Source organism: Alistipes sp. An66 (genome assembly GCF_002161445.1).
In the GTDB taxonomy this organism is placed as follows: domain Bacteria; phylum Bacteroidota; class Bacteroidia; order Bacteroidales; family Rikenellaceae; genus Alistipes; species Alistipes cottocaccae.
The window spans coordinates 113,693-137,034 of the sequence record NZ_NFHT01000002.1 but is presented as its reverse complement, the minus strand read 5'-3'; the positions used below and the strand labels follow the sequence as shown (position 1 = coordinate 137,034).

Genomic DNA, 23,342 nt, shown 5'->3' with positions numbered 1-23,342 from the left:
GAAAGATGAAAAAGATACGGATTTTCGGCGCAGTCATTGCGCTGTTCGGCCTGGGTTCGTGCGGCGAGTCGTTCTTCGACCTCACGCCGAACTACGAAGTGGCCGTCGACGACATCTACGAGACGGCGGGCGATTTCGACATCGCCGTGGTGGGCTGTTATGCCAAATTCCAGACCCAGGTGAACTACTATACGGAGCTGTGCGAGTACCGCAGCGACAATCTCTACCTCGATGCCCCGACGACCGGCACGCAGGACCGCTACGACATCGACCAGTTCCGCGACAACGCCTCGAACGGCATTCTCGAAGATGCCTGGGCCAATTTCGACAATGCGGTCTACCGCTGCAACATGGTGCTCGACCGCATCGACGGGGCCGATTTCGACGAGCGGCTCAAAGCCCAGTACAAGGGCGAGGCGATGTTCCTGCGGGCCTATACCTACTTCATGAAATACCGGCTCTGGGGCTGCGTTCCCGCGACGCGGCGGGTTGTGACGGTCGAGGAGGCGCTCCGGATCGGGCGCTCGTCCGAGGAGGAGATGTTCGACCTGATTGCCGGCGACCTGCAAGAGATCGTCGACCAGGCGATGCTTCCGGAGAGCTACGACGGGGCCGATGCGGGTCGTGCGACGCTCGGTGCGGCCCGGACGCTGCTGGGCAAGGTCTACCTGACGTTCAAGAGGCCGCAGCAGGCCGCCGATGTCCTGAAAGAGGTGATCGGGAAATACGCCCTGTTGGAGGATGTGGCCGATGTCTTCGATGTGAACAACAAGATGAACGGCGAGGTGATCTTCGCCATCCGCTTCAACAAGACGGTGGTCGACGAAGGACACGGAGCCTGGTTCTCGATCTCGAACCTGACGGACAACTCGGGCCAGAGCCCCGTTCTGAAATCCCTTTACGGCGAGGACGACGCCCGCCGGGCGCTGATCGAATACCAGAAGGTCCCCGACGTGCAGCTCTATCTGATGAAGAAGTTTTTCGACACGCGCGACGCGACGACGCTCCAATACGGCAACGACCAGATCCTGCTGCGCTATGCCGACGTGCTGCTGCTTTACGCCGAGGCGCTCAACGAGGTGGGCTACGACGGTTCGTCGGCATCGCCGGCCCTCGAAGCGCTCAATGCCGTACATACGCGGGCCGGGCTCGATCCGCTGAACATTACGGATCTGCCCGATCAGGATGCGTTCCGCCGCGCCGTCTGCCTCGAACGCCAGAAGGAGTTCCCCTACGAGGGACAGCGGTGGTTCGACCTCGTGCGCATGGGCTATGCCAAAGAGGCCATGGCGGCCGAAGGCCACGCCATTCAGGACTATCAGCTGCTTTACCCGATTCCCAACACGGAGCTCGAACGCATCAACAATACGTCGCTGCTGTGGCAGAATCCCGGTTATTAATGGTTTAAATGAATGACAACGATGAAAAACATACTTCTTGGGGCGCTTTCAAGCGCCGTGCTGCTGGCGGGATGCAGCAAGGATCAGCTGCCGCAGGCGTCGTTCGACCTCTTTCAGGTCGAGACGGTGACGGCCACGGCAGGCGACGGTACCGCCACCGTCTCGTGGACGGCCCAGGCGGAGAAACCCCGGCCGCTCGACTATTACGTCTCCTGGACGCCCGACGATGCCCAGATCGAGGGCGGTGATGCGACGGTCGAGGCCGGACAGCATGCGCTGACGGTCGAGGGCCTGACCAACGGCTGCACCTACACGTTCGCCGTGCAGGCGCGTTATGCGGGCGGGCTGTCGATGAAGGTCACGGCCTTCGCGACGCCGAAATCGACCCGCATCGCGGCCTCGAACTTCAAGGCGATGGCCGGTGACGGGCGCGTGTTCCTTTCGTGGGTGGCCCCGGAGACCTCGCTCGACTACTCCTACCGGCTGGTCGTCTCCTCGGCCTCGGACGATGACCGAACGCTGACGGTCGACTCGGGCGAAACCTCCTGCCTGGTCGAAGGGCTGACCAACGACCGCGCATACACCTTTGCGCTGACGTGCGTCTACGCCCACGGCGACTCCGAGACGCTGACGGCCGCGGCGACGCCCGGACTGATCGATCCGTTCGTTGCGACGCCCACCTCGTCGGCCGACCTGGCCTCGCTGCGGCAGTTCGAGCTCTGCTCGTTCGAATACAACCCGGCCTATTTCGTGCGCGGCACGGTGGCTTCGGTACACTGGGATTTCGGCGACGGAGGCTCCTCGGATGAAGAGATCCCGCTCTACGCCTTCGCCAAGACCGGAACGTGGACCGTAACGTTGACTGTCACTTACGAAGACCAGTCTACGGAGTCAGCCACCCGGGAGATTACGGTCTCGGGTCTTGCCTGGTCGACGTTCCCGAACGCCGGATACCAGAAGGCCAGCCAGATCGCCTTTACGCCCGACGGACAGACGCTCTACACCATCTCGCAGACCGACAAGAAACTCATCGCCGTGAACGCCATCACGGGCCAGACCCGTTGGAGCTATACGACCGATGCCGCGACCTACGGCGCCGGGCCTTCGGTCGGAACGGACGGTACGGTCTATTTCGGAACCGAGGATGACGGCGGTTCGTTCTATGCCGTTTCGTCAACCGGCTCCCTCCGCTGGAAGAAGTCGCTCGGCGCGAAGGTGCAGGCCGCTCCGGCCGTGACCTCCGACGGGGTGGTCTATGCGCTGGCCAACGACGGACGCCTCTATGCGTTCGACGCGGCATCGGGCGACGAGCGGTGGTCGGCCGTGCAGAGCGGCGTGGGCGGCGGTGTCGTGGTCGATGCCGACGGTACGGTCTACATCGGCACCTCGACCGGCATCTGGGCCTATTCCGCCGACGGACAACTGAAATGGTCCTCGAAGACGGCCTATGCGGTCACCGAGCGGGGCGGTTCGCTGGCCCTGCATGACGGCGCGCTGTATGCCGTGCTGAAAGCCTCGTCGAAGGGGTGCGTGGCCGTCAGCACGTCGGACGGAAGCGAGCTGTGGCACTACGAAACGACCAACGGCGACTGCTACCACCCGGCCGTCGACGGCGAGGGGACGGTCTACTTCTGCGAGAAGAACGGCTACCTCTACGCCGTGAAGCGCGACGGCTCGCTCAAATGGGAGGACAAGAGCGCGACGAGCTACATCTATTCGGGCTTTGCGCTCGACGAGGCAGGTACAGCCTACATCTCGCAATATGTGTCGCCCTTCTCGCTGCTGGCCTTCGACGCCTCGGGCAACCGTTCGGAATATACCGCGATCGGTTCCCAGACGATGAGTCCCGTAACGATCGGCCCGGACCAGCGCCTCTACTACGGCAAGAACGGCGAATTCGGCGCCATCGGGCTGCCGCATCCTGCGGCGACGTCCGGCTGGCCCATGCGCGGCGGAAATGCGCAGGGCAGCAACTCCCTGAAATGACCATGATACGGTTTGCAATTCTTCTGACGCTCTTCCTGCTCGGTATGGAGATCCCCTCTTCGGCCCAACGGCCCGAGGTCGGGACCTCCACCGCCGTGTGGGGTGCGATTCCTGCGGTCGAGGAGCTGCAACAGGCCCGCACCGACGGTATCCCGTGGGTTGAAGTCGCCGTGAACCAGTGCTATCGGGGTGTTCCCGAAGAGGAGCAGCTCCCCCGGATGCTCCGGATGAAGGAGCGCCTCGACAGCGCCGGAATGCAGGTGTGGTCGGTGCATCTGCCCTTCTCGCGGACGCTCGACATTTCCGTTGCGGACGACTCGCTGCGGGCGGCGAACGTGGCGGTTCAGGCGCAGATGATCCGCCGGAGCTGCGAACTCTATGCGCCGCAGCGGCTGGTGCTGCACCCCAGTTCGGAGCCGATTGCCGACAGCCTGCGCGAGCGGCGGCTCGAAAACGCCGTCGCGTCGATCCGCACATTGAAGGCCGTTGCCGACGCGTGCGGCGTGGAACTCTGCATCGAGAACCTTCCGCGCACCTGCCTGGGCAACACGCCCGAGGAGCTGGTGCGCATCGTCGACGCCGTGCCGGGCGTCGGGATCTGCTTCGACACGAACCACTATGTGCAGGGGACCGTCGCGCACTTCATCGAGACGGCCGGACGGCGGATCCGGACCGTGCACATCTCCGACTATGATTTCGTGAACGAATGCCACTGGCTGCCCTACGAGGGGCGGATCGACTGGGGCGCCTTCCTTGTCGGCCTGCGGGAAAAGGCCCGCTACGACGGCGTGCTGATGCACGAGGTGAAGAAGCTGCGCCGCGACGGCAGCCGCACGACGACCCGGGACATCGCCGCGGGGTTCGAACGTATGTGCGAAGACTACAACGAATTAAATCAAACGAGACCATGAAATTTTTCTTCCGCCTGTTTTTGACCGTGTCGCTGGCAGCCGGAGTTGCGGCCTGCAACGAAAAGGGGGTGGAGCGGACACCCGAACCCCCGCAGCCGAATGCCGCCGCGGAGACGATGGAGGCGCTGTGGGCGACCTCGCCGCTCGATGCCGACCTGACGACGCGCCGCGAACTCTTCGCGACGATCCAGAGCTATGCCGACGCCTGTTCGAGTGCGACCTTTTCGAGCTTTCTCGATGCCGACGAGCGGCTGGCCGCCTCGCTGGTAAGGAGCGAGCGGATTCTGACCTGCTACGATGCGGCGTTCGACCGGGTGCTGAACGGTCTGCGCGACGGGAAGCCGGCCGCGGGGGAGGTCCATATCTGGATGCTCTACAACATGGGTTATGTCATCCAGACGCCGTCGGGCTGCTTCGGCGTGGACATCTACCACCGCCGGGCCGCCGAACTGGTCCCGTACCTCGATTTCTACGCCTCGACGCACGTCCATCAGGACCACAAGAGTCTGCCACTGATCGATGCGATGCTTGAATCCGGAAAACCCGTCGTGACGAACTACCTCGAACGGCCGGGATACGCATACACCTCGGAGACGGCCAAAGACTACACGATCGGCAACTTCGCACTCCACACCTTCATCACGAACCACAACAACGGCTCGACGAACGTGCCCGTGACGGTCTTCCAGATCGACTGCGGTGCGGATACGGACCATTTCGTGCTGCTGCACTCCGGCGACTCGAACTTCCAGCCCGAGCAGTTCGACGTGACGAAGGAGATCGACCTCTACGTCCTGCGCTATGCGCCCAACGAACTGACCGAGAACAATGTCCTCGGCAAGCTCTTCACCCCGAAATACGCCCTGCTGTCGCACATCCTGGAGCTCTCGCACGCCGATCCCTCGACGTCGCGCTGGACCCTCGAACAGGGGCTGAACCGCGCCTCGAAACTCGACTGCGCACACAGTTACATGCCTTTCTGGGGCGAACGGCTGATCTGGAAAAACCATAAACTCGAATAAACCATGACACGAATCATATCCTGCCTGCTGGCACTCGCCGTGCTGGCAGGCTGTTCCGGCAACGCCGGGCGGACGGAAGCGCCGGAAAACCGGGCCGAAGGGCTCCGGGAACGCCTCCTGGCGGGGGATACCTCCGCAGTCTTCGTCGTGGCGCACCGCGGCGACTGGCGCCATGCGCCCGAAAACTCCGTGGCGGCCATCGAACACTCGATCGACGTGGGGGTCGACGTAGTTGAACTGGACCTTCAACTGACCCGCGACAGCGTGCTGATCGTCATGCACGACGCCGCGCTGGACCGCACGACCACGGGCAAGGGAAAGGTGGCCGACTGGACGCTGGATTCGATCCGCACGCTCCGGCTCAAAAACGGCTGCGGCATCCGCACCAAACACTCGGTCCCGACGCTCGAAGAGGCCCTTCTGGCCGCCAAAGGGCGTGTGCTGGTCAATCTCGACAAGGCCGACCGCTACTTCGACCTCGTGGTGCCGGTGCTGGAACGAACCGGAACGACGCGCCAGATCGTCATGAAGGGTTCGAAACCCGCCGATGAGGTGCTGGCCCTGTATGGGAAATACCTCGATGAGGTGATCTACATGCCGGTGGTGAACCTCGACAACGCGGATGCCGCGGAACTGATGCAGGCGTACGTCTCCGACCTGAAGCCCGCGGCCTGTGAACTGCTCTATGCCCGGGCCGAAGATACGGCCATGCCGCTCCGGATGCGCGACACGCTGCGCGGCCGGGCGCTGATCTGGTACAACACGCTGTGGGATACGCTTTGCGGGGGCCACGACGACGACCTCTCGCTCGAAGATCCCGATGCGGCGTTCGGCTACCTCGTCGATACGCTTGGCGCCCGGATCATCCAGACCGACCGCGCCGAACACCTGCTCGACTACCTCCGCCGGCGCGGGTTGCACGACTAATTCCGGGAAGGCCATGAATCTGCTGAAATTCTTCGCCATTTCGCCGGCCGCGGAGCCGCTGGCCGACCCCGAGGCGATCCGCAAACGCTACGGGCGGCTGCGGTGGTCGGTCTTCCTCTCCGCCACGCTCGGATACGGACTCTACTACGTCTGCCGGTTGAGCCTGAACGTCATCAAGAAACCGATCGTCGATGCCGGGGTCCTCTCCGAGGCCGAACTGGGCATCATCGGCTCGGGACTCTTCATCACCTATGCCGTCGGGAAACTCACGAACGGATTCCTGGCCGACCGCAGCAACATCCGCCGCTTCCTCGCGGCCGGACTCCTCGCCACGGCGCTGATCAACCTCGTGCTGGGCTTCACGACCTCGTTCGCCGTCTTCCTTGTGCTGTGGGCCGTGAACGGATGGGCGCAGTCGATGGGTGCCGCGCCGTGCGTCGTGGCCCTCTCGCGCTGGTTCGGGGACCGCGAGCGCGGAACCTTCTACGGGCTGTGGTCGTCGAGCCACAACATCGGTGAGGCGATCACCTTCATCGTCACGGCGGTGATCGTCGCGTCGCTCGGCTGGCAGTGGGGATTCCGCGGCACGGCGGTGCTGGGGCTGGTGGGGTTCCTCGTCGTCGTGCTCTTCATGCGCGACACGCCCCAGAGCAACGGCCTGCCGCCCGTGGCGCTCTACAAGGGCGATCAGCCGAAGGAGGAGGCCGCGGCGGCCGACGGCAAGTCGGTCGGCGACTACCAGAAGGAGGTGCTGCGCAACCCCGCGATCTGGATGCTGGCCCTGGCCAGCGCCTTCATGTATGTCTCGCGCTATGCCGTGAACAGCTGGGGCATCTTCTTCCTCGAAGCCGACAAGGGCTATACGAACCTCGAAGCCAGCTCGGTGATTTCGATCAGCTCGGTGTGCGGCATTGTCGGGACCGTCGCCTCGGGGTGGGTTTCGGACCGCTTCTTCGGCGGGCGCCGCAACCTCCCGGCACTGATCTTCGGCGTGATGAACATCCTCGGACTCTGCCTCTTCCTGCTGGGCCCGCGCGACTGTTTCTGGCTCGATGCCGCGAGCATGGTGATCTTCGGACTGGCCATCGGGGCGCTGATCTGCTTCTTGGGTGGACTGATGGCCGTGGACATTGCCTCGAAGAAGGCCTCCGGGGCGGCGCTGGGCGTCGTCGGGATCGCCAGTTATGTGGGTGCCGCGGTGCAGGACCTGTTGAGCGGCATCCTGATCCAGCACGGCAGGAGCGCTGGTACGGCCGACGCCGCATTATACGACTTTTCGGTCGTCACGTGGTTCTGGATCGGCGCCGCCGTCCTCTCGGTCCTCTGTACGCTGGCCGTCTGGAACGCCCGCGCAAAATAGGGCGGCGACCTTTCCGGACATCCGGCCTTTGGTTCGGCCGGGGGGGGGAGTCCGCCCGGCCGAACCGGGCGGCACCGAATGCCGGACCTGCCATACGCTATCCATACGTAAAAACAGATATGAATCATGAACAGATTGTTCCTATTTCCAAAGGGGGGGGGAACCGGGTCGGTCTCCTGCTTCTTCCGTCTTTGCTGCACTTGTTCCTGCTGACGCCGCCCGCACAGGCGCAGACCGCGGCCATCTCCGGACACGTGTTCGATGCCGCCGACCGCCGCTCCTTGCCCGGAGCGCATCTCCATCTGTTGCAGGCGGCCGACAGTTCCCTGCTTGTCAGCACTATGGCTGATATGGACGGGAATTTTGCCCTGAAACTGCCGGACACCACGGCGCCGCTGCTCCTGAAAGCGACCTATCTCGGCTATGCCGACCGTTATACCGCCATCGAGGGAGACACTCCGCTGGAAATCGAAATGCAGGCCCGGGATTACGCCATCGGCGGGGTGGTTGTCAAGGCGCCGCTCTTCCAGCGCAAGTCCGACCGCTTCGTCTTCAACGTGAGTGCCGCCCGTGGCTGGCCGGGACGGATGCCGCGGCACTCCTGCAACACACACCGCTGGTCATCTCCTCGGGAAACGACAAACTCAACATTGTCGGCAAGAGCCGGACGGCGATCCGGATCAACGGCAAAGACCCGCACATGAGTCAGGATGCCCTGATGGCTTATCTGCGCTCCGTGCCGTCGGAAGAGATCCGGCGCATCGAGGTGATCACCGTGCCGGGCAGCGAATATGCGGCCTCCTGTACGGGCGGCATCATCAATGTCGTCATCCGGGAACAGACCGACGGCTTGAAAGGCTCCCTGCGCCTGGAGGATCGCCAGAACCGCTTCGTGAACAATCCCGGAGCATCGCTGAACCTGAACTTCCGGAGACAAAAGGTCTCCCTCGCCGCCAACCTGTGGGGAGGCCGAAGCCTTACTTGCATGGAAAATGCTTCCGAGCAAAATGTTTTTGAGACGCAGACCGATATCCGTAGTTTCGGCCGTAACAAACAGGGCGGCGGTTATGTCGGCGGAAAGATCGGCCTCGATTACGAAATCTCGCCCCGGCACACCCTCGGGCTGCATTTCAGCCGGAGTTGCCGGGCCAACCGGAGCGACAGCCGGGCAGACCACCGGTACAGCCGTGCGGAGATGCTGGATTCGTTGACCTGCTCCCGGTCGGAAAGCGCGAATCCGGTGAACCAGACCTCGGCAAGCATCATCTGTCTGTTCGACATCGTTCCCTCGCGGCACCGGCTGACCATGGATGTCAGCTATTCGAACAACCGCCGGACCGGGGATTCGTTCACGTACAGCGACCGTATGGATGAGAACGGGGCCCCGATGTATCGCAACTCGGACTTTATCCAGCGCGCCACAACAGCCGTCGATGCCTGGTCGGGCCGCATGGACTACCAGTGGTCCCCGGGGCCCGAAAACACGTTGAAGGGCGGCGTTGCCTTCTATTCCACATCGACGGACAATGATACGTTTTTCGGCAATGCGGTTGGCGGCAGCTATGTCAACGATCCGAACCGCACCAACCGCTTCGTGTATGGCGAGACGATCGGCGCCGCCTACGTCTCCTGCCGCCGGGCGTGGAGCGATTCTTTCGAGACGACGCTGGGCCTGCGCGGGGAATACATGCACAACACAGGCCGCCAGTATGTCGGCGACAAGCGGTTCTCCAACTCGCGGTTCAACCTGTTCCCCACGGTGATTCTCGGATACAAAGGCGTTCTTTCTTACAGTTTGAGCGGGAAAATCCGACGCCCCGGGTTCAATGATCTCAATCCGTTCCGGCACTATTTTTCATCGACCTCCTATGTTGAGAACAATCCGTTTCTGCAATCTTCGCCTTCGCTGGTGCAGGAGCTGTCCTGTACATTAAAAGACCACTACATTTTTCAGGCGTCCTATACGGTCAACTATGATGCATGGGCGCAATTCGTCGTCCCGGAGGAGAACAACGTCATGCGCTATACGCTGGTCAATTACGGGAACAGTCAGGAATTCGGTTTCAACTTCGTCTATACGAAAAGCTTCTTCAACGGTGTCTGGAATACGACCAACACGCTGGCCTATGCCTATTCGCACTTCAAGGGCAATCCCTTGGGGAGGGAGATGAATACGGATGGGTCCTCGTTTTGGCTGATGTCCATGAATACGTTTACCCTGTCGAAACAGCGCAAATGGTATTGCGACCTCTCCTTTTTCCTGGACACGCCCTGTCAGGATACCGATACCCGATTCGAGGGCTCCCAACTTTTGTCGGTCGGCCTGCGGAAACAGATTGCAGGATGGAGCTTTACGGTCAAGATGCAGGATCTTCTGAACCGGGGAATTTCGAGGGCCACGACCGTTACCGATTTGCTGCGTTCGTATGATAGAAACGATCTCGGCCGACGGGAGTTGTACGTGGTGATCTCCTGTTCCTTCGGCAATAAGAAGGTGAAGGGGCAGGCCCGGCGCCATCTGTCCGGGAAGGGGATAGAGGATCGGATTTGATCCAAGAAATAATAGGCTCCGGACCGGTTTTTGGGAATGTTCCGGCCCGCCCCCCCCCTGGGTCCACAGTCCATGTTTTCCTGTCTTTGGCGTGTCTGACGTTGGTGGGAGACATTCCGTTTTCGGCGTTTTGTACTTATGGCACACGGTCTCTGCTGCCATTTCGAGGAAAGCATCGGAGAAAACACGGTCTTGTTTTGCCCTGCATTTCAGCTAAGAAAGAAAGAGAGTTACGAAAGTAACTCTCTTATTTTCAGTGGTACCACCAGGAATCGAACCGGGGACACAAGGATTTTCAGTCCTTTGCTCTACCAACTGAGCTATGGCACCATCCGCGATCGAACACCATTGTGTCGTATCGTGGTGCAAAGGTAAGCAAAATTTTCGATTCTGCAAGTCCTCGATGAAAAATTCTCGTTTTTTTGTCGTCGCAGCACCCTCCGCACTCCCTGCGGATCCATTCGTCGGGTGCCCTTATCCCGGTTATCCCCTCTCGGTGATGCCCCCGAGCCGCTTCTCAAAGGCCAGCCGTTCGCCGCTTTCGTATCGGATCTTCCCGCAGCAGACAAAGCCTTCGCTGGCGAGGATATGGAGCATCCGGCGGTTGTCGAAATTCGTGTCGATGCGGAAGGCTCCGACTCCCTGTTCACGGGCCAGCCGCTCCGTCTGTTGCAGAAAGGCCCTCCCGAGACCCTGTCCCAATGCCTCGTCGGATACGGCCAGCCGATGGACGACCACATAAGGTCCCGCAGTGAGCCACTGTCCGTCGAGGGCATCGTAGGCCGGCTCGCCGTCGAAAACGATCGCTCCGTAAGCGACGACCGTTTCGGAATCGTTTCGGCCTGCGACGGATGCCCGCTGTCCGCACGCCCCGGAGTCCGCGTCGCAGCAGAGGACATGCCCGTAGCCGCGACCGAGGTCGGAGACGATGTTGCCCAATGCGGGGTAGCCGTTCTGCCACTGCCCGCTGCCCGCCGCAGCCATGCGGCGTTGGGCCTGGGCGATGATTTGCAGGATGCGCGGCACGTCGTCGGACGTCGCCGGTCGGAATCGGTAGTTTTTCATAGGCTTTTGTGTGAATCGTCAGTCTGCTCCCCCCCCCGCTGAACGGCCTCCGGACTGCTGCAAAAATAGGAAAAGATCTGTATCTGTCGTCGTGGCAGGACATTCTGGCGGCTTTTTGTCATGAATTGTCTTTGATTATGTCAATTTGTGACAATTTTTCCGATTTCGGGTTGTGGCACAGGATTTGACCGATTCCGGATGAACCCGCTCCGGAGGGGGCGGGACGAAGAAAAAATGTTAAACCAAAATAAAACAAGGAGGACAAAACTATGGTACCTGTAAGACGGAATCAAAACTGGCTGCCGAGCATTTTCAACGATTTTCTGACCAACGACTGGCTGATGGAACGCCGCAATACGACGGCCCCTGCCGTGAACATCATCGAGAACGACGACGAGTACAAGATCGAGGTCGCCGCTCCGGGTATGACCCGGGAGGACTTCAAGGTCCATATCAACGAGGACAACGAACTGATCATCTCGATGGAGAAGCGCAGCGAGGAGAAGGAGGAGGACAAGAAGCACAAGGGCACGTATCTGCGGCGTGAATTCTCCTACACGCAGTTCCAGCAGAGCCTGCTGCTTCCGGACAATGTCGAGCGGGACAAGATCTCCGCGAAGGTCGAGCACGGTGTGATGAGCATCGACATCCCGAAGAAGAAGGTGACGGAGACCGCATCGGCTGCACGGCAGATCGAGATCAAATAATCGGTTGACAGCCGGATCCGGGGAGAATCCTGCATGGGCGGGATTCTCCTCTTTTTTTGTGTTTCGGCGGGTAAAACGCACCCCGGACGGAGCGGCGAATGGAAAAAACGGTTATCTTTGGGGAACCCAAAAAACAGGAGCGGGATGGCGGAGGGGCTGTCGTGGATATATGCGCCCCGAAGCCCGGAAGTCCCGCCGCAATATGAACCATACGCAAACCATGACAACCGAACTTTGTGCCTATTCCGTCGATGCGTGCCTCGTGGCCTCCCGGGCCGGGGTGACGCGCGTCGAGCTGTGCGCTTCGCCCTGGGAGGGCGGAACGACCCCTTCGGCGGCGACGATCCGCCTGGCCCGCCGCATCCCGGGCATCCGGCTGCAAGTGATGATCCGCCCGCGCGGCGGCGACTTCTGCTACTCCGATCCGGAATTGGAGCAGATGGCCGGGGAGATCCGTTTTGCCCGTTCGTGCGGCGTCGACGGCGTAGTGCTGGGGGTGCTGACGCCCGACGGCGAGGTCGATGCCGCCCGGACGGCGGCGCTGGTTTCCGAAGCCGGCGGTTTGGAGGTGACCTTCCACCGCGCCTTCGACATGACGCGCGATCCGCTCTCGGCGCTCGAAACGGTCATCGGCTGCGGGTGCCGCCGGATCCTCACCTCCGGCGGGCGCAACACCGCCGTGGAGGGGATCGATACGCTCCGCGAACTGGTCGTGCGGGCTGCCGGGCGGATTGAGATCATGGCCGGCAGCGGCGTGAATGCCGCGAATGCCCGGCTGCTGGCCGACGCGGGGGTCGATGCTCTGCATTTCAGCGCCCGGGGGTGGCGCGAGAGCCGCATGCGCTTCCGCAATCCGAATGTCTCGATGGGCGGCGTCGGGGAGGTCCCCGAATACGCCACGATGTGCGCCGACGAGACGCTGGTCCGAAAAATCCTCAAAGAACTCGAATGATGATACGACTGCTGACCCTCTTGATGTGCCTCGGGCTGTGTGCCTGCGGCGGCAGCCGCTACGGAAGCGGCATTCCCGAATCCTATGACCCGCTGCTCGATGCGGCCCTTGCCGAGTGCCCGCGGGCCGACAGCCTGCGGATGCTGCTGCGCGAGACGCCGCGCGCCGAACGCGAGGCGATGGCTTTCCTGATTGCCTGGATGCCGCGCGGCGACCGCGATACGATGCGGCTCGGCCTGCTGCGCGAGAACGTGACCTGCGCCTTCCGGGCCCGCGAGCGCTATGCCTGGACCCGGGCGCTGCCCGACTCCGTTTTCCTGAACGATGTGCTGCCCTATGCCGTGGTCGACGAGGTGCGCGACGCCTGGCGGGCCGACTTCCTCGATCGCTTCGCCCCCTGCGTGGAGGGGTGTCGGACGATGCGCGAGGCGGCCGAGGCCGTGAACCGGGAGATCGCCCGACGGGTCGGCGTCGAGTACAACACGCTGCGCGAGAAGACCAACCAGAGCCCTGCGGAGTCGATGCGTCAGGGCATGGCCTCCTGTACGGGGCTTTCGGTGCTGCTGGTCGATGCCCTGCGGGCCGTGGGGATCCCGGCGCGGTTCGTCGGGACGGCGGCCTGGCACGACAACCGCGGCAACCACAGCTGGACGGAGGTGTGGTGCGACGGAGAATGGCACTTCACGGAGTATAATTTCGTCGGTTTCGACCGTGCGTGGTTCCTGGCCGACGCCGGACAGGCGATCGAAGGCGACCGGGAGCATGCGATCTATGCCGTGTCGTTCCGCCCTGCGGGCGACTGGTTCCCGATGGTGTGGAGCGAGGATTCGCGCGAGGTCCATGCCGTCGAGGTGACGCGCCGCTACCGGGAGGTCAGCCGGAAGCTGTTCGACGAACGGCTGGCCAGCGGGACCCACGTGCCGGTGACCTTCACGATGTACCGCAACGCCGCGGTCGAGGGGACCTCGGCCGGACGCACGCCGGCGAATGTCGATGTCTTCTGCGGTACGGAGCAGGTGGGCGGAGGCCGCACTTCGGGTCCGCAGCAGGACATGAACGATGCGCTGCGCTTCCTGCTCGAAAAGGGGTCGCGTTGTACGTTCCGCTACGAGAATGCGCGGGGCGAGCTGACGGAGGTGACGGTCGAGGTAGGCGAGGAGCCGCTTGCGGTCGTGGGTTACATGGAGTGATCCGGACCCGTGCGGGCGGAGGGATCCGAGCCGCTGCGGACGGAATAGGAAAGGCGGGTGTCCCGGGAAGGATGCCCGCCTTTTTCGTATGCGCTGCTCCGAACCGTCACATCCCCGGATGCAGGATGGGGCAGGGTTTGCCCGACGGATCGAGGTCGTCGCGTCCGATGATGCGGAATCCCGTCCGTTCATAGACTCCGCTGCTCCCAAAGCGTGGTGAACGCGCCGGGGTGGCATGGTGCGGGGCCGGAAACCATTCGGTCACAGGAGGGTGACGGGCTCCTTGCGCCGAGCGAAGTTGCGGGCGAGGGCCGCGGCAAAGGGGGTGTGGAACGTCCGCGCACCGACCGGACACCCCTTGACGCAGGCGCAGCAGCGGATGCAGCGCGCCGGATCGGTGCGGGTCTCGTCGCCGCGCGGAATGGCTCCGACGGGGCAGATCGCCGCACAGCGTCCGCAATGGGTGCAGCATTCTGCATCGCCTTCGGGCAGGTAGACCACGGGGTGTTTCTTCTGTTGGCGTCGGTAGCGCAGGACAAAGCGGATGAAGCGCAGCGTCGAGAGACTTGGCGCACGGCGGTCTTTCAACTGCGAGGCGTCGACCGGCGAGGTGTCGCCGGCATCGAGTTTTCGCCGGACGGCCTGTCCGAAGACGGCAGCGGCGGTGAGGTCCTGCGCATCGGGACGTCCGGCGGCGATCGGTGTCTCCGGTGTGGAGTAGGAGTGTTCGCCGACGAAGGCTCCGGCGGCTACCGGTACGAATCCCTGCCGGCAGGCCCACGCGGCCAGCTCCGTGACGGCATGCTCGAAGGCCCGGTTGCCGTACACGGCCACGACGACCGCCGGACCGCCCGACCCGCGGATGTTCCGGAGCCGTTCGGCCGCCGCCGGGGCGATGTGCCCGCCGTAGACGGGCACGGCAATGACGGCGATGCACTCCTCCGGAACCGTCGTTTCCGGAGCGGCGGCATGCGTCAGGTCGAGCGTTTGCGCGGTGAGGGTCGGGGAGGCACTGCTGTCCGGCGCGGCAATCCCCCGGGTGATGGCCTCGGCGATTCTCTTCGAGGTCCCGGTCGGTGAAAAGATGATCGTGCGGATCGAATCGTGTTTTTTCATGGTTGTCGGGTGGCTGGGTTCAGGATTCCTGTGCCGGAAGCCGATCCTCCGGATCGGGGTGCTCGGCGAAATAACGCCACAGCGGCGCCGCCATCAACGCCTGCCGGATCTCGTTGCGGCGCAGCAGGTCGAGCACCTCGCGGCGCGTCATCAGGTGTACCCGCAGGTCTTCGGTCGGGTCGGGGTGCTGTTCGCCGATCCGTTCTACGCCCGTGGCGAGGAAACAGTGGGTGAGGTTGTTCTGCGTCGCAGGGTTGGGCGCCACGACCGTGAGCAGCTGCCATTCGCCGCCGCCGTAGCCCGTCTCCTCGGCCAGCTCGCGCTGCGCTGCCGCCAGCATCGAGGCATCCGTCGGCTCGGAAACTCCGGCCGGAATCTCGTAGTCCGTTTCTCCGAGACCGTGTCGGTACTGGTCGATCAGTACGAACCGGCCGTCGCGCGTGATGGCCGTGATGTTGATCCAGTCCGGGTATTCGAAGACGTAGTAGTCCGGAACCCGTTGCCCGTCGGGGAGTTCGAGTCGCTCGTGCCGCACGGTGAACCACGGCCTGCGGGCCAGGTATTCGCTGGTCAGCACCTTCCAGGGGCGGTTTTTCGGCTTTTTCATGGCTTGGTCGTTCTTCTCTCACAAATGTAGTGAAATTTTCGTATCTTTGTTGACCAGAGATCAAAACAGCCAGAATCATGCTACCGGAAAGTGAACGAAAGGGGATCATCGATTTGATCCGGAGGGAAGTCATTCCGGCGATCGGATGCACGGAACCGATTGCCGTGGCGTTGTGTGTGGCGCGTGCGAAGGAGACGCTCGGCGAAGTGCCCGAACGGATTGCGGTCCGGTTGAGTGCAAATATTCTGAAAAACGCCATGGGCGTGGGGATTCCCGGCACGGGGATGATCGGCCTTCCGATCGCCGTGGCGCTCGGGGCGCTGATCGGCCGTTCGGCGTATCAGCTCGAAGTGCTGCGTGACGTGACGCCCGAAGCCGTGGAGCAGGGCCGTCGGATGATCGACGAAAAACGCATCTCCATTGCCCTGAAAGAGGATATCACCGAAAAACTATATATTGAAGCGGAGGTTGAGGCCGGCGGCCATAAGGCGCTGGCGATCATTGCCGGAGGACACACCGATTTCGTCTATCTCGACCGCGACGGCGAGGCGCTGTTCGACAGGCGGGCGGCGATGGGTGCGGAAGAGTCCGAAACGGAGGTCCCGCTGACGCTGCGCCGCGTGTGGGAGTTCGCCATGACCACACCGCTCGACGAGATCCGCTTCATTCTCGAATCGCGGCGTCTGAACATGGCTGCCGCGGAGCACGCCTTCACGGGCGAATACGGCCACTGCGTGGGCCGGACGCTGCGCTGCGACCGGGAGCGGAAGGTGATGGGCGACAGCCTCTTCACGCGGATTCTCTCCTATACGTCGGCGGCGTGCGACGCCCGGATGGCCGGAGAGATGGTTCCCGTGATGAGCAACTCCGGCAGCGGCAATCAGGGAATCGCCGCCACGCTGCCCGTTGCCGTCTATGCCCGGGAGACGGGCGCGTCGGAGGAGCAGACGATCCGCGCCTTGACGTTGAGCCATCTGACGGTCGTCTACATCAAGCAGAGTCTGGGGCGTCTGTCGGCCCTGTGCGGGTGTGTCGTGGCGGCCACGGGGTCGAGCTGCGGCATCACCTATCTGATGGGCGGGGATTATGATCGGGCTGCGGCCGCCGTGAAGAACATGATCGCCAATCTGACGGGCATGATCTGCGACGGTGCGAAGCCGAGTTGTGCCATGAAACTCATGAGCGGTGTCTCGACGGCCGTGTTGTCGGCGATGATGGCCATGGACGGGCGTTGCGTCAGCTCCGTGGAGGGGATCATCGAGGAGGATGTGGACCGCTGCATCCGCAATCTCACGACCATCGGCCGCGACGGTATGGATGAAACCGACCGTCTCGTTCTCGATATCATGACCCACAAGGAGTAACCGTTTTCCGAATAATTGAAAAACCCGGAGCCGTACAGGTTCCGGGTTTTTCGTATTTCGTCGGTCGGGAATCCGGCTCTCACCCCCATCCTCCGTTTCCCTCCCCTCTTCCGTCCTCTTCCGTCCTCTTCCGTCCTCTTCCGTCCTCTTCCGTCCTCTTCCGTTCCTCTTCTCCGTCCCTTTTTCGTCCTCTCTCCGGCCCTCACTTCATCCGTTCTCCGCCCTCTCTCGGTCCTCACTCTTCGGTCCTCACTCTTCGTCCCTCTTCCGGCCCACCCCTCGCAGGATCAGTGGAAGATGGTCTTTACGATGATGTTCGTGGCCCCCTGATGACGTGTCGTGTAGTCCTTGGCAATGCGGGAGGTCTTTTGCAGGAACTCCTCGTTGTCGCGCAAGGGAATGAACCAGTGCTGCAACTCCTCGTAGTTCGATATCGACCGCGCGGCCCCGAGCGTGACGAGATCCCGCGCCTCCTTGAACTTGTGATAGTTGGGCCCGAAGGCGACCGGCAGACCGAATGTCGCGGCTTCCAGCGTGTTGTGGATGCCGACCCCGAATCCGCCGCCGATGTAGCTCCATGTGGCGTAGCCGTAGACCGATGCAAGCAGTCCCACCGTGTCGAGAATCAGCACCTGGCGCGATCCGTATCCCGTGCGCGGGGTGCACTGCGTATAGCGCAGCGCACCGCCTTTCGTCTCCTCGATGAGGCGGGCGATGCGGCTTTCGTCCATTTCGTGCGGGGCAATGATGAATTTCACCTCCGGGTTGTCGTTGATCAGCCGGATGAGCAGCTCCTCGTCGGGCCCCCAGGTCGATCCGGCCACGAACAACCGCGCGTCGCCCTTGAAGCGCTCCACGATGTCGACATGTTTGGCCGAACGGGCGATCTCCGCCACGCGGTCGAAACGTGTGTCCCCGGCCACCAGCACGTTGTCGAATCCCAGCGTGGCGAGCAGTTTCTTCGACTCCTCGTTCTGGACGAACATCACGTCGAAGGACTCCAACGCCTGTCGCCACATCCCGCCGTAGGGACGGAAGAAGATCGAATCGCGGCGGAAAATCGCCGAGACGACATAGGTGCGGATCTTGCGGCGCCGCAACTCCCGCAACAGGTTGAGCCAGTATTCGTATTTGACGAAGACGGCAATTTCGGGATGCGCCGCATCGAGGAACCGCCGGGCATTGCGCGGCGTGTCGAGCGGCAGGTAGAAGATATAGTCGGCACCCTTGTAGTCCTTGCGGATTTCGTAACCCGAAGGAGAGAAGAAGGTCAGCAGGATCTTGTACTCGGGATGAGTCTTGCGGAGATGTTCGATGATGGGACGCCCCTGCTCGAACTCTCCGAGGGATGCCACATGGATCCACACAACCCGGGCTGCCGGGTCGATGGCCTCCCGCATACGGCGGAAGAGGTCCTTGCGCCCTTCGAGCCAAAGCCGGGCTTTCCGGTGGCGCGGCGCCACGAGACGGATGGCCCATACGTAAAGCAGCAGGCCGAGATTATAGAACCACATCAGCAGTCTATGGTGTTGAAATTGTTCAATATCGAATCTTTTGACTTGCCCCCTCCTCCCGCTCGCAACCTACTTTCCGGAAGGGCTGTTTTTTTGGTTCGACAAAGATAGCATAATTTGTCGTAAAAGCAAAATTACCAGTTGTATTCCCACGCATTTTCAATCCATTCCACGCGCATCGTTCCGTCTGCCGCAACCTCGACCGCCGCCACGTCGAACTGTACCTCGCCCGTCCACCCCGTCTCCCGGAGATATGCCGCAGCCGCCCGCGTCAATGCCCGGAACTTGCGCCGCGTGGCTGCCGCTTCGGGCGGCGTCAACGCCCCCGCATGCCGCGTCTTGACCTCCACGATGTGCAGCACCTCGCCATCCGTGACCACCAGGTCCAACTCGTAGTTCCCCCGTCGCCAGTTCCGCTCCAAAAGCCGGTACCCCGCCTTGCGGAGATACTCGGCAGCGGCACGTTCCCCGGCCGCACCCGTCTCGGCCGTGGTCATCAGTGCAGGATCCGTTGGATGGTGTTGGCCTTCTCCATGGCGGCTTTCAGCCCCTCGGCATCGTCGCGTTCGAGCATCTTGCGCAGGATCTGCAACTGGTGGATGTGCTCGCGCAGAACGTCCAGCACGTTGTACTTGTTGCGCAGCAGGATCGGGACCCATGTCGCCGCAGCACTCTTCGCCAGACGTACCGTGCTCTCGAATCCGCCGCCCGCCAGGTCGAAGATGTGCCGCTCCTCACGCTCCTTTTCCAGAACGGTGAGCGCCAGTGCGAACGACGTGACGTGGGAGATGTGCGACACGTAGGCGGCATGCAGGTCGTGCTCTTCGGGGTCCATGTAGACGGCCGGGCAGTTCAACGTGCGGAAGATCCGCTCCACGGCGTGCAGGGCGTCGCGATCGCTGCGCATCGTGTCGCAGAAGACGACGTTGCGGCCCGTGAAGGCGCCGCGCTGTGCGGCTTTCGGACCGCTGTACTCCGTGCCCCACATCGGATGCACGGCCACGAAGCGCCCGCGGCGGGCGTGCATCGAGATCACCTCGCACAACTCGCTCTTGATCGAGCCCATGTCGATGACGATTTGCCGGTCGTTCACCCGGTTGAGCGCCTTGACGGCCAGCAGCGGAATGGTATCTACGGGCGTGGCCAGCACGATCAGGTCGGCCTCGGGAATCCCCTCCTCGAACGTCACCAGCCGGTCGGCAAGCCTCAGCCGGAGCGCTTCGACGGCATGCTCCTCGGAGTTCTCGACCCCGAGGATCTCGTCGGCGAGTTCATGGTCGCGCAACGCCAGGGCAAAGGATCCTCCGATCAGTCCCAGTCCGACGATCAATACTTTCATGACTATCTTCTGAATTTATGCGTTTGCAAACTCCCATCCGCCTTCGTCCGCCGTATGCGGCTTCCCGCGGGCGGGTTACCTATATTTATAATAGGAACGACAGATCGTCGCCCGGCTGCACCTCGAAGGTCTCGACGCCTTTGCGGAACAGACGCATCGGACGGTTGCCGATCAGTTCCAGCCGCTCCCCTTCGAGCCGCAGCATGCACCCCTCGCGCAGTCCGGCGACCCACCGCCGCGGATTGGCCTCGATGAATTCGAGGATGCGCTGCTCGCGCGTCTCCCCGGCGTGTCCGGCCGGATTGGCGTCGAGGTAGTGGGGATTGATCTGGAATTTCACGGCTCCGATGGCACGGAACGATTCGGGCTCGACGATCGGCATGTCGTTCGTCGTCGAGATCGTCGGACAGCAGACGTTGCTTCCGGCCGACCACCCCACGTAGGGCGTTCCGGCCTTGATCCGGCGCAGGATGGCCTGCATGAGCCCCTGTTGCTGCATCTTCCGCGCCAGGGCGAAGGTGTTCCCGCCGCCCACGCAGATTGCCTCGGCCGTGCGGATCATCGCTGCGGGGTCCTTTGTCCGGTGGACCGAGCGGACCCGGATGCCGAGTTCGGCGAAGCGCGCCTGGACTTTCCGCTCGTACTCGGCGTAGGAGAAGGTCACGGCGGCGTAGGGAACGAAGGCGATCTCGTGGATGCCGGCCAGAAAGCGCCCGATTTCCGGGAGCGGGTAGCGCAGGTATTCTTCACCGGCATTGGTCGAATTCGAGATCAGGAGCAATTTCATAATCGAGTGATATTTAGTTTGTTACAGACGATTTTGTGCTAAATGTCGAAAAAGTTGTGAATAAAAAATCACGTTCTTTTGTCAAAAGTAATAAAAAAAGTGTTACTTTTGCGCAAAATTACCCTGGAAATGTACTGAACTGTTTCCAATAATTGTTTAACTAAAAACTTAAAGATTATGTCAGAAGTTCAATCAAAAGTTGTCGAGATCATCGTCGATAAACTGGGTGTCAAGGAGTCGGAGGTAGTTCCCGAAGCCAGCTTCACCAACCACCTGGGCGCAGACTCGCTCGACACCGTAGAGCTGATCATGGAGTTCGAAAAGGCTTTCGATATCCAGATCCCGGATGAGGACGCTGAGAAGATCGCTACCGTAGGTGACGCTGTCAAGTACATCGAGGAGCACAAGAAATAATTTTTTCGCAGGAATTTTTTGTTCACGGCAAGAGTCTTGAATTTATGACTGAAAGAAGAGTAGTTGTTACGGGCATCGGGACGATCAACCCGCTCGGCAATAATATTGAAGAGTATTTTTCGAATTTGGAGAAGGGAGTCAGCGGTGCCGCACCCATTACTCATTTCGATGCTGAAAAATTTAAGACCAAATTTGCCTGTGAAGTAAAAAATTACGACCCGGCACAATATTTCGACCGCAAGGAGGTCCGCAAGTACGACCTCTTCACGCAGTATGCCCTGATCGCGGCGACGCAGGCCGTCGAGGACTCGGCGCTCGATCTCGAAACCATCGACAAGGAGCAGGTCGGAGTCATTTGGAGCTCGGGTATCGGAGGACTCAAATCGTTCTTCGACGAATGTCTGGGCTATGCCGCTGGGGATGGAACCCCGCGGTTTAGCCCCTTCTTCATCCCCCGCATGATCGCCGACATCGCCGCCGGATTCATCTCCATGAAGTACGGCTTCATGGGCCCCAACTACTGCACGGTCTCGGCCTGCGCATCGTCGAACCACGGCATGATCGCCGCTTTCGACGCCATCCGCTACGGCAAGGCCGATGTCATGGTGACGGGCGGCTCCGAGGCTGCGGTCAACGAACCGGCTGTCGGAGGTTTCAACTCCATGCAGGCCCTCTCGACCCGCAACGACGACCCCCAGCACGCTTCGCGCCCCTTCGACGTGGATCGTGACGGCTTCGTCATCGGTGAAGGCGCCGGCGCCCTCGTCCTCGAGGAGTACGAGCACGCAAAGGCCCGCGGTGCAAAGATCTATTGCGAGATCATCGGCGGGGGAGCTTCGGCCGACGCCTACCACTTCACGGCTCCCCATCCCGAAGGAAAGGGCGCCATCAAGGCCATGCGCGACGCCATCAAGGACGCCGGAATCCGTCCCGAGGAGATCGACTACGTCAACGTACACGGTACGTCGACGCCCGCCGGCGACCTCCCCGAATTGAAGGCCGTTGCCGAAGTGCTGGGCGAACACGTCTACAACGTCAACATCTCGTCGACGAAATCCATGACCGGACACCTGCTGGGTGCCGCCGGCGCCGTCGAGGCCCTGGCCTGCATCTTCGCCATGACCCACGGCGTGGTGCCTCCCACGATCAACTGTCAGACGCTCGATCCGGCCATCGATCCGAAGTTGAACCTGACGTTGAACGAGGCTCAAAAACGCGAGGTCAAGTGCGCGTTGAGCAATACCTTCGGTTTCGGCGGTCACAACTCGACGGTGATCTTCCGCAAACTCTAACCCGTTTGTCAACGTCCCCGCGCCGTGATCGACTTCCTTCTGCGTCCGCTGCGGCGGAATTTCGGACGTGACAAATTCTATTACAGAATCGTCGACGATCTGTTCGGGTTCGTCCCGCACAACGTCGAACTCTACAAGCTGGCTTTGATTCACAAGTCAGCTTCTTTGGTTTTGGAGGATGGCCGGGCCATCAACAACGAACGGCTCGAATACCTCGGCGATGCCGTGATCGAGGCCGTGACCTCCGACTACATTTTCATCGAATATCCCGATCGCGACGAGGGGTTCATGACCCAGTTGCGCTCGAAGATCGTCTCGCGGCAGTCGCTCAACGCCCTGGCCGTGAACCTCGGACTGGACCGCCACGTCATTTCGAACGGCGGGGCCGGAATCGCTCAGAAACACATCTACGGAGATGCGTTCGAGGCCATGATGGGGGCGGTCTATCTCGATCAGGGGTACGACTTCGTCAACCGGTTGCTGATCAACCGGATCTATTACCGCTATCTGAATCTGGACGAACTGACCCATTCGGAGACCGATTTCAAGAGCCGGTTGATCGAATGGTGTCAGAAGAACCGCCATCGGGTCCACTTCCGCACGGAGTCCGAAAAAGGTACTTCGCCCAACCATCCGGTTTTTTACTGTACGGTGCTGGTCGACGACATGGAGGTCGGCCACGGTGCCGGGGATTCGAAGAAGGAGGCTGAACAGCATGCCGCCTTCTCGGTGTCGCAGTACATGACCGATGAGCAGTGCGCCTCGTTGCTGGACAAGGTCGACCGGATGTCCCGGTGACCGGAGTTCCGGGCCGTTGTCCGGGTCTTTTCACCCGATT

Annotated in this window: 23 protein-coding genes and 1 tRNA gene; 15 read left to right on the top strand and 9 right to left on the bottom strand. The window is 61.7% G+C overall.

What is annotated here, in order from left to right; translation table 11 throughout:
- The first annotated feature begins 5 nt into the window (after positions 1-5).
- From B5G16_RS02385 to B5G16_RS02350, 8 genes are all read left to right on the top strand, one after another.
- Positions 6-1,400, top strand: coding sequence for a RagB/SusD family nutrient uptake outer membrane protein (locus B5G16_RS02385; protein ID WP_087260713.1), 1,395 nt, complete (start codon positions 6-8; stop codon positions 1,398-1,400).
- A gap of 21 nt (positions 1,401-1,421) precedes the next feature.
- Entirely contained in the window at positions 1,422-3,386 is a 1,965-nt protein-coding gene (locus tag B5G16_RS02380) for an outer membrane protein assembly factor BamB family protein (RefSeq protein ID WP_162612006.1), read from the top strand.
- Between the two features lie 2 nt (positions 3,387-3,388).
- Positions 3,389-4,297, top strand: a complete 909-nt coding sequence (locus B5G16_RS02375) for a sugar phosphate isomerase/epimerase family protein (RefSeq protein WP_239405927.1) — start codon at positions 3,389-3,391, stop codon at positions 4,295-4,297.
- Entirely contained in the window at positions 4,294-5,319 is a 1,026-nt protein-coding gene (locus B5G16_RS02370; RefSeq protein ID WP_087260710.1) for a hypothetical protein, read from the top strand. The genes B5G16_RS02375 and B5G16_RS02370 overlap by 4 nt, the downstream gene beginning before the upstream one ends.
- A gap of 3 nt (positions 5,320-5,322) precedes the next feature.
- Positions 5,323-6,246, top strand: coding sequence for a glycerophosphodiester phosphodiesterase family protein (locus B5G16_RS02365; protein ID WP_087260708.1), 924 nt, complete (start codon positions 5,323-5,325; stop codon positions 6,244-6,246).
- Between the two features lie 13 nt (positions 6,247-6,259).
- Positions 6,260-7,606 (top strand): MFS transporter, encoded by a 1,347-nt coding sequence (locus B5G16_RS02360; RefSeq protein WP_087260706.1) that lies wholly within the window; start codon positions 6,260-6,262, stop codon positions 7,604-7,606.
- A gap of 119 nt (positions 7,607-7,725) precedes the next feature.
- Entirely contained in the window at positions 7,726-8,310 is a 585-nt protein-coding gene (locus B5G16_RS02355; protein WP_087260704.1) for a hypothetical protein, read from the top strand.
- Positions 8,307-10,157, top strand: a complete 1,851-nt coding sequence (locus B5G16_RS02350) for an outer membrane beta-barrel family protein (protein WP_087260702.1) — start codon at positions 8,307-8,309, stop codon at positions 10,155-10,157. The genes B5G16_RS02355 and B5G16_RS02350 overlap by 4 nt, the downstream gene beginning before the upstream one ends.
- A gap of 257 nt (positions 10,158-10,414) precedes the next feature.
- On the opposite strand, the gene B5G16_RS02345 is transcribed toward B5G16_RS02350, so the two are convergent.
- Both B5G16_RS02345 and B5G16_RS02340 read right to left on the bottom strand, forming a co-directional pair.
- A tRNA-Phe gene (locus B5G16_RS02345) sits at positions 10,415-10,487 on the bottom strand.
- A 153-nt stretch (positions 10,488-10,640) separates the two neighbouring features.
- Positions 10,641-11,222, bottom strand: coding sequence for a GNAT family N-acetyltransferase (locus tag B5G16_RS02340; RefSeq protein WP_087260700.1), 582 nt, complete (start codon positions 11,220-11,222; stop codon positions 10,641-10,643).
- Positions 11,223-11,491: 269 nt separating this feature from the next.
- On the opposite strand from B5G16_RS02340, the gene B5G16_RS02335 reads away from it, so the two are divergent.
- The 3 genes from B5G16_RS02335 (at position 11,492) to B5G16_RS02325 (ending at position 14,071) form a co-directional block, all read left to right on the top strand.
- Positions 11,492-11,929: an Hsp20/alpha crystallin family protein gene (locus tag B5G16_RS02335; protein WP_087260698.1), complete on the top strand. Its 438-nt coding sequence runs from the start codon at positions 11,492-11,494 to the stop codon at positions 11,927-11,929.
- A gap of 220 nt (positions 11,930-12,149) precedes the next feature.
- The gene (locus B5G16_RS02330) at positions 12,150-12,881 is read left to right on the top strand and encodes a copper homeostasis protein CutC (protein ID WP_087260940.1); all 732 of its coding nucleotides are present in this window, start codon (positions 12,150-12,152) and stop codon (positions 12,879-12,881) included.
- Positions 12,878-14,071 (top strand): transglutaminase-like domain-containing protein, encoded by a 1,194-nt coding sequence (locus tag B5G16_RS02325; RefSeq protein WP_335340984.1) that lies wholly within the window; start codon positions 12,878-12,880, stop codon positions 14,069-14,071. The genes B5G16_RS02330 and B5G16_RS02325 overlap by 4 nt, the downstream gene beginning before the upstream one ends.
- Positions 14,072-14,177: 106 nt before the next feature.
- Here B5G16_RS02325 and B5G16_RS12715 read toward each other — a convergent pair whose 3' ends face one another.
- Genes B5G16_RS12715 through B5G16_RS02315 form a run of 3 tightly spaced genes read right to left on the bottom strand, consistent with a single transcriptional unit; the run spans position 14,178 to position 15,794 of the window.
- A complete protein-coding gene (locus tag B5G16_RS12715; RefSeq protein ID WP_162612005.1) occupies positions 14,178-14,336 on the bottom strand; it encodes a hypothetical protein in 159 nt (52 codons plus the stop codon).
- A complete protein-coding gene (locus B5G16_RS02320; RefSeq protein WP_087260696.1) occupies positions 14,333-15,187 on the bottom strand; it encodes a 4Fe-4S binding protein in 855 nt (284 codons plus the stop codon). Before B5G16_RS02320 ends, B5G16_RS12715 begins: the two co-directional genes overlap by 4 nt.
- 19 nt (positions 15,188-15,206) lie before the next feature.
- Positions 15,207-15,794, bottom strand: a complete 588-nt coding sequence (locus B5G16_RS02315; RefSeq protein ID WP_087260694.1) for an NUDIX hydrolase — start codon at positions 15,792-15,794, stop codon at positions 15,207-15,209.
- A gap of 77 nt (positions 15,795-15,871) precedes the next feature.
- On the opposite strand from B5G16_RS02315, the gene B5G16_RS02310 reads away from it, so the two are divergent.
- Complete coding sequence (locus B5G16_RS02310; protein WP_087260692.1) at positions 15,872-17,158, top strand: L-cysteine desulfidase family protein; 1,287 nt, start codon at positions 15,872-15,874, stop codon at positions 17,156-17,158.
- A 287-nt stretch (positions 17,159-17,445) separates the two neighbouring features.
- On the opposite strand, the gene B5G16_RS02305 is transcribed toward B5G16_RS02310, so the two are convergent.
- The 4 genes from B5G16_RS02305 to pepE all read right to left on the bottom strand — a co-directional run bounded on the left by B5G16_RS02305 (position 17,446) and on the right by pepE (position 20,798).
- Positions 17,446-18,672: a 3-deoxy-D-manno-octulosonic acid transferase gene (locus B5G16_RS02305; protein ID WP_087260691.1), complete on the bottom strand. Its 1,227-nt coding sequence runs from the start codon at positions 18,670-18,672 to the stop codon at positions 17,446-17,448.
- A gap of 134 nt (positions 18,673-18,806) precedes the next feature.
- The gene (locus B5G16_RS02300; RefSeq protein ID WP_442856526.1) at positions 18,807-19,169 is read right to left on the bottom strand and encodes a YraN family protein; all 363 of its coding nucleotides are present in this window, start codon (positions 19,167-19,169) and stop codon (positions 18,807-18,809) included.
- On the bottom strand, positions 19,169-20,011 hold the full coding sequence (locus B5G16_RS02295) for a prephenate dehydrogenase (protein ID WP_087260689.1): 843 nt from the start codon (positions 20,009-20,011) through the stop codon (positions 19,169-19,171). The genes B5G16_RS02300 and B5G16_RS02295 overlap by 1 nt, the downstream gene beginning before the upstream one ends.
- Before the next feature lie 85 nt (positions 20,012-20,096).
- A complete protein-coding gene (pepE, locus tag B5G16_RS02290) occupies positions 20,097-20,798 on the bottom strand; it encodes a dipeptidase PepE (RefSeq protein WP_087260687.1) in 702 nt (233 codons plus the stop codon).
- Positions 20,799-20,975: 177 nt separating this feature from the next.
- Between pepE and B5G16_RS02285 the strand changes: the two genes are divergently transcribed.
- The 3 genes from B5G16_RS02285 to rnc are packed head-to-tail and all read left to right on the top strand — an operon-like array spanning position 20,976 to position 23,302.
- A complete protein-coding gene (locus B5G16_RS02285; protein ID WP_087260685.1) occupies positions 20,976-21,212 on the top strand; it encodes an acyl carrier protein in 237 nt (78 codons plus the stop codon).
- A gap of 44 nt (positions 21,213-21,256) precedes the next feature.
- Positions 21,257-22,504 (top strand): beta-ketoacyl-ACP synthase II, encoded by a 1,248-nt coding sequence (fabF, locus tag B5G16_RS02280; protein WP_087260683.1) that lies wholly within the window; start codon positions 21,257-21,259, stop codon positions 22,502-22,504.
- 39 nt (positions 22,505-22,543) lie between these two features.
- Positions 22,544-23,302 carry a ribonuclease III gene (rnc, locus tag B5G16_RS02275; RefSeq protein ID WP_087260933.1) on the top strand — a complete coding sequence of 253 codons (759 nt, stop codon included), beginning with the start codon at positions 22,544-22,546 and terminating at the stop codon, positions 23,300-23,302.
- Positions 23,303-23,342: the final 40 nt, after the last annotated feature.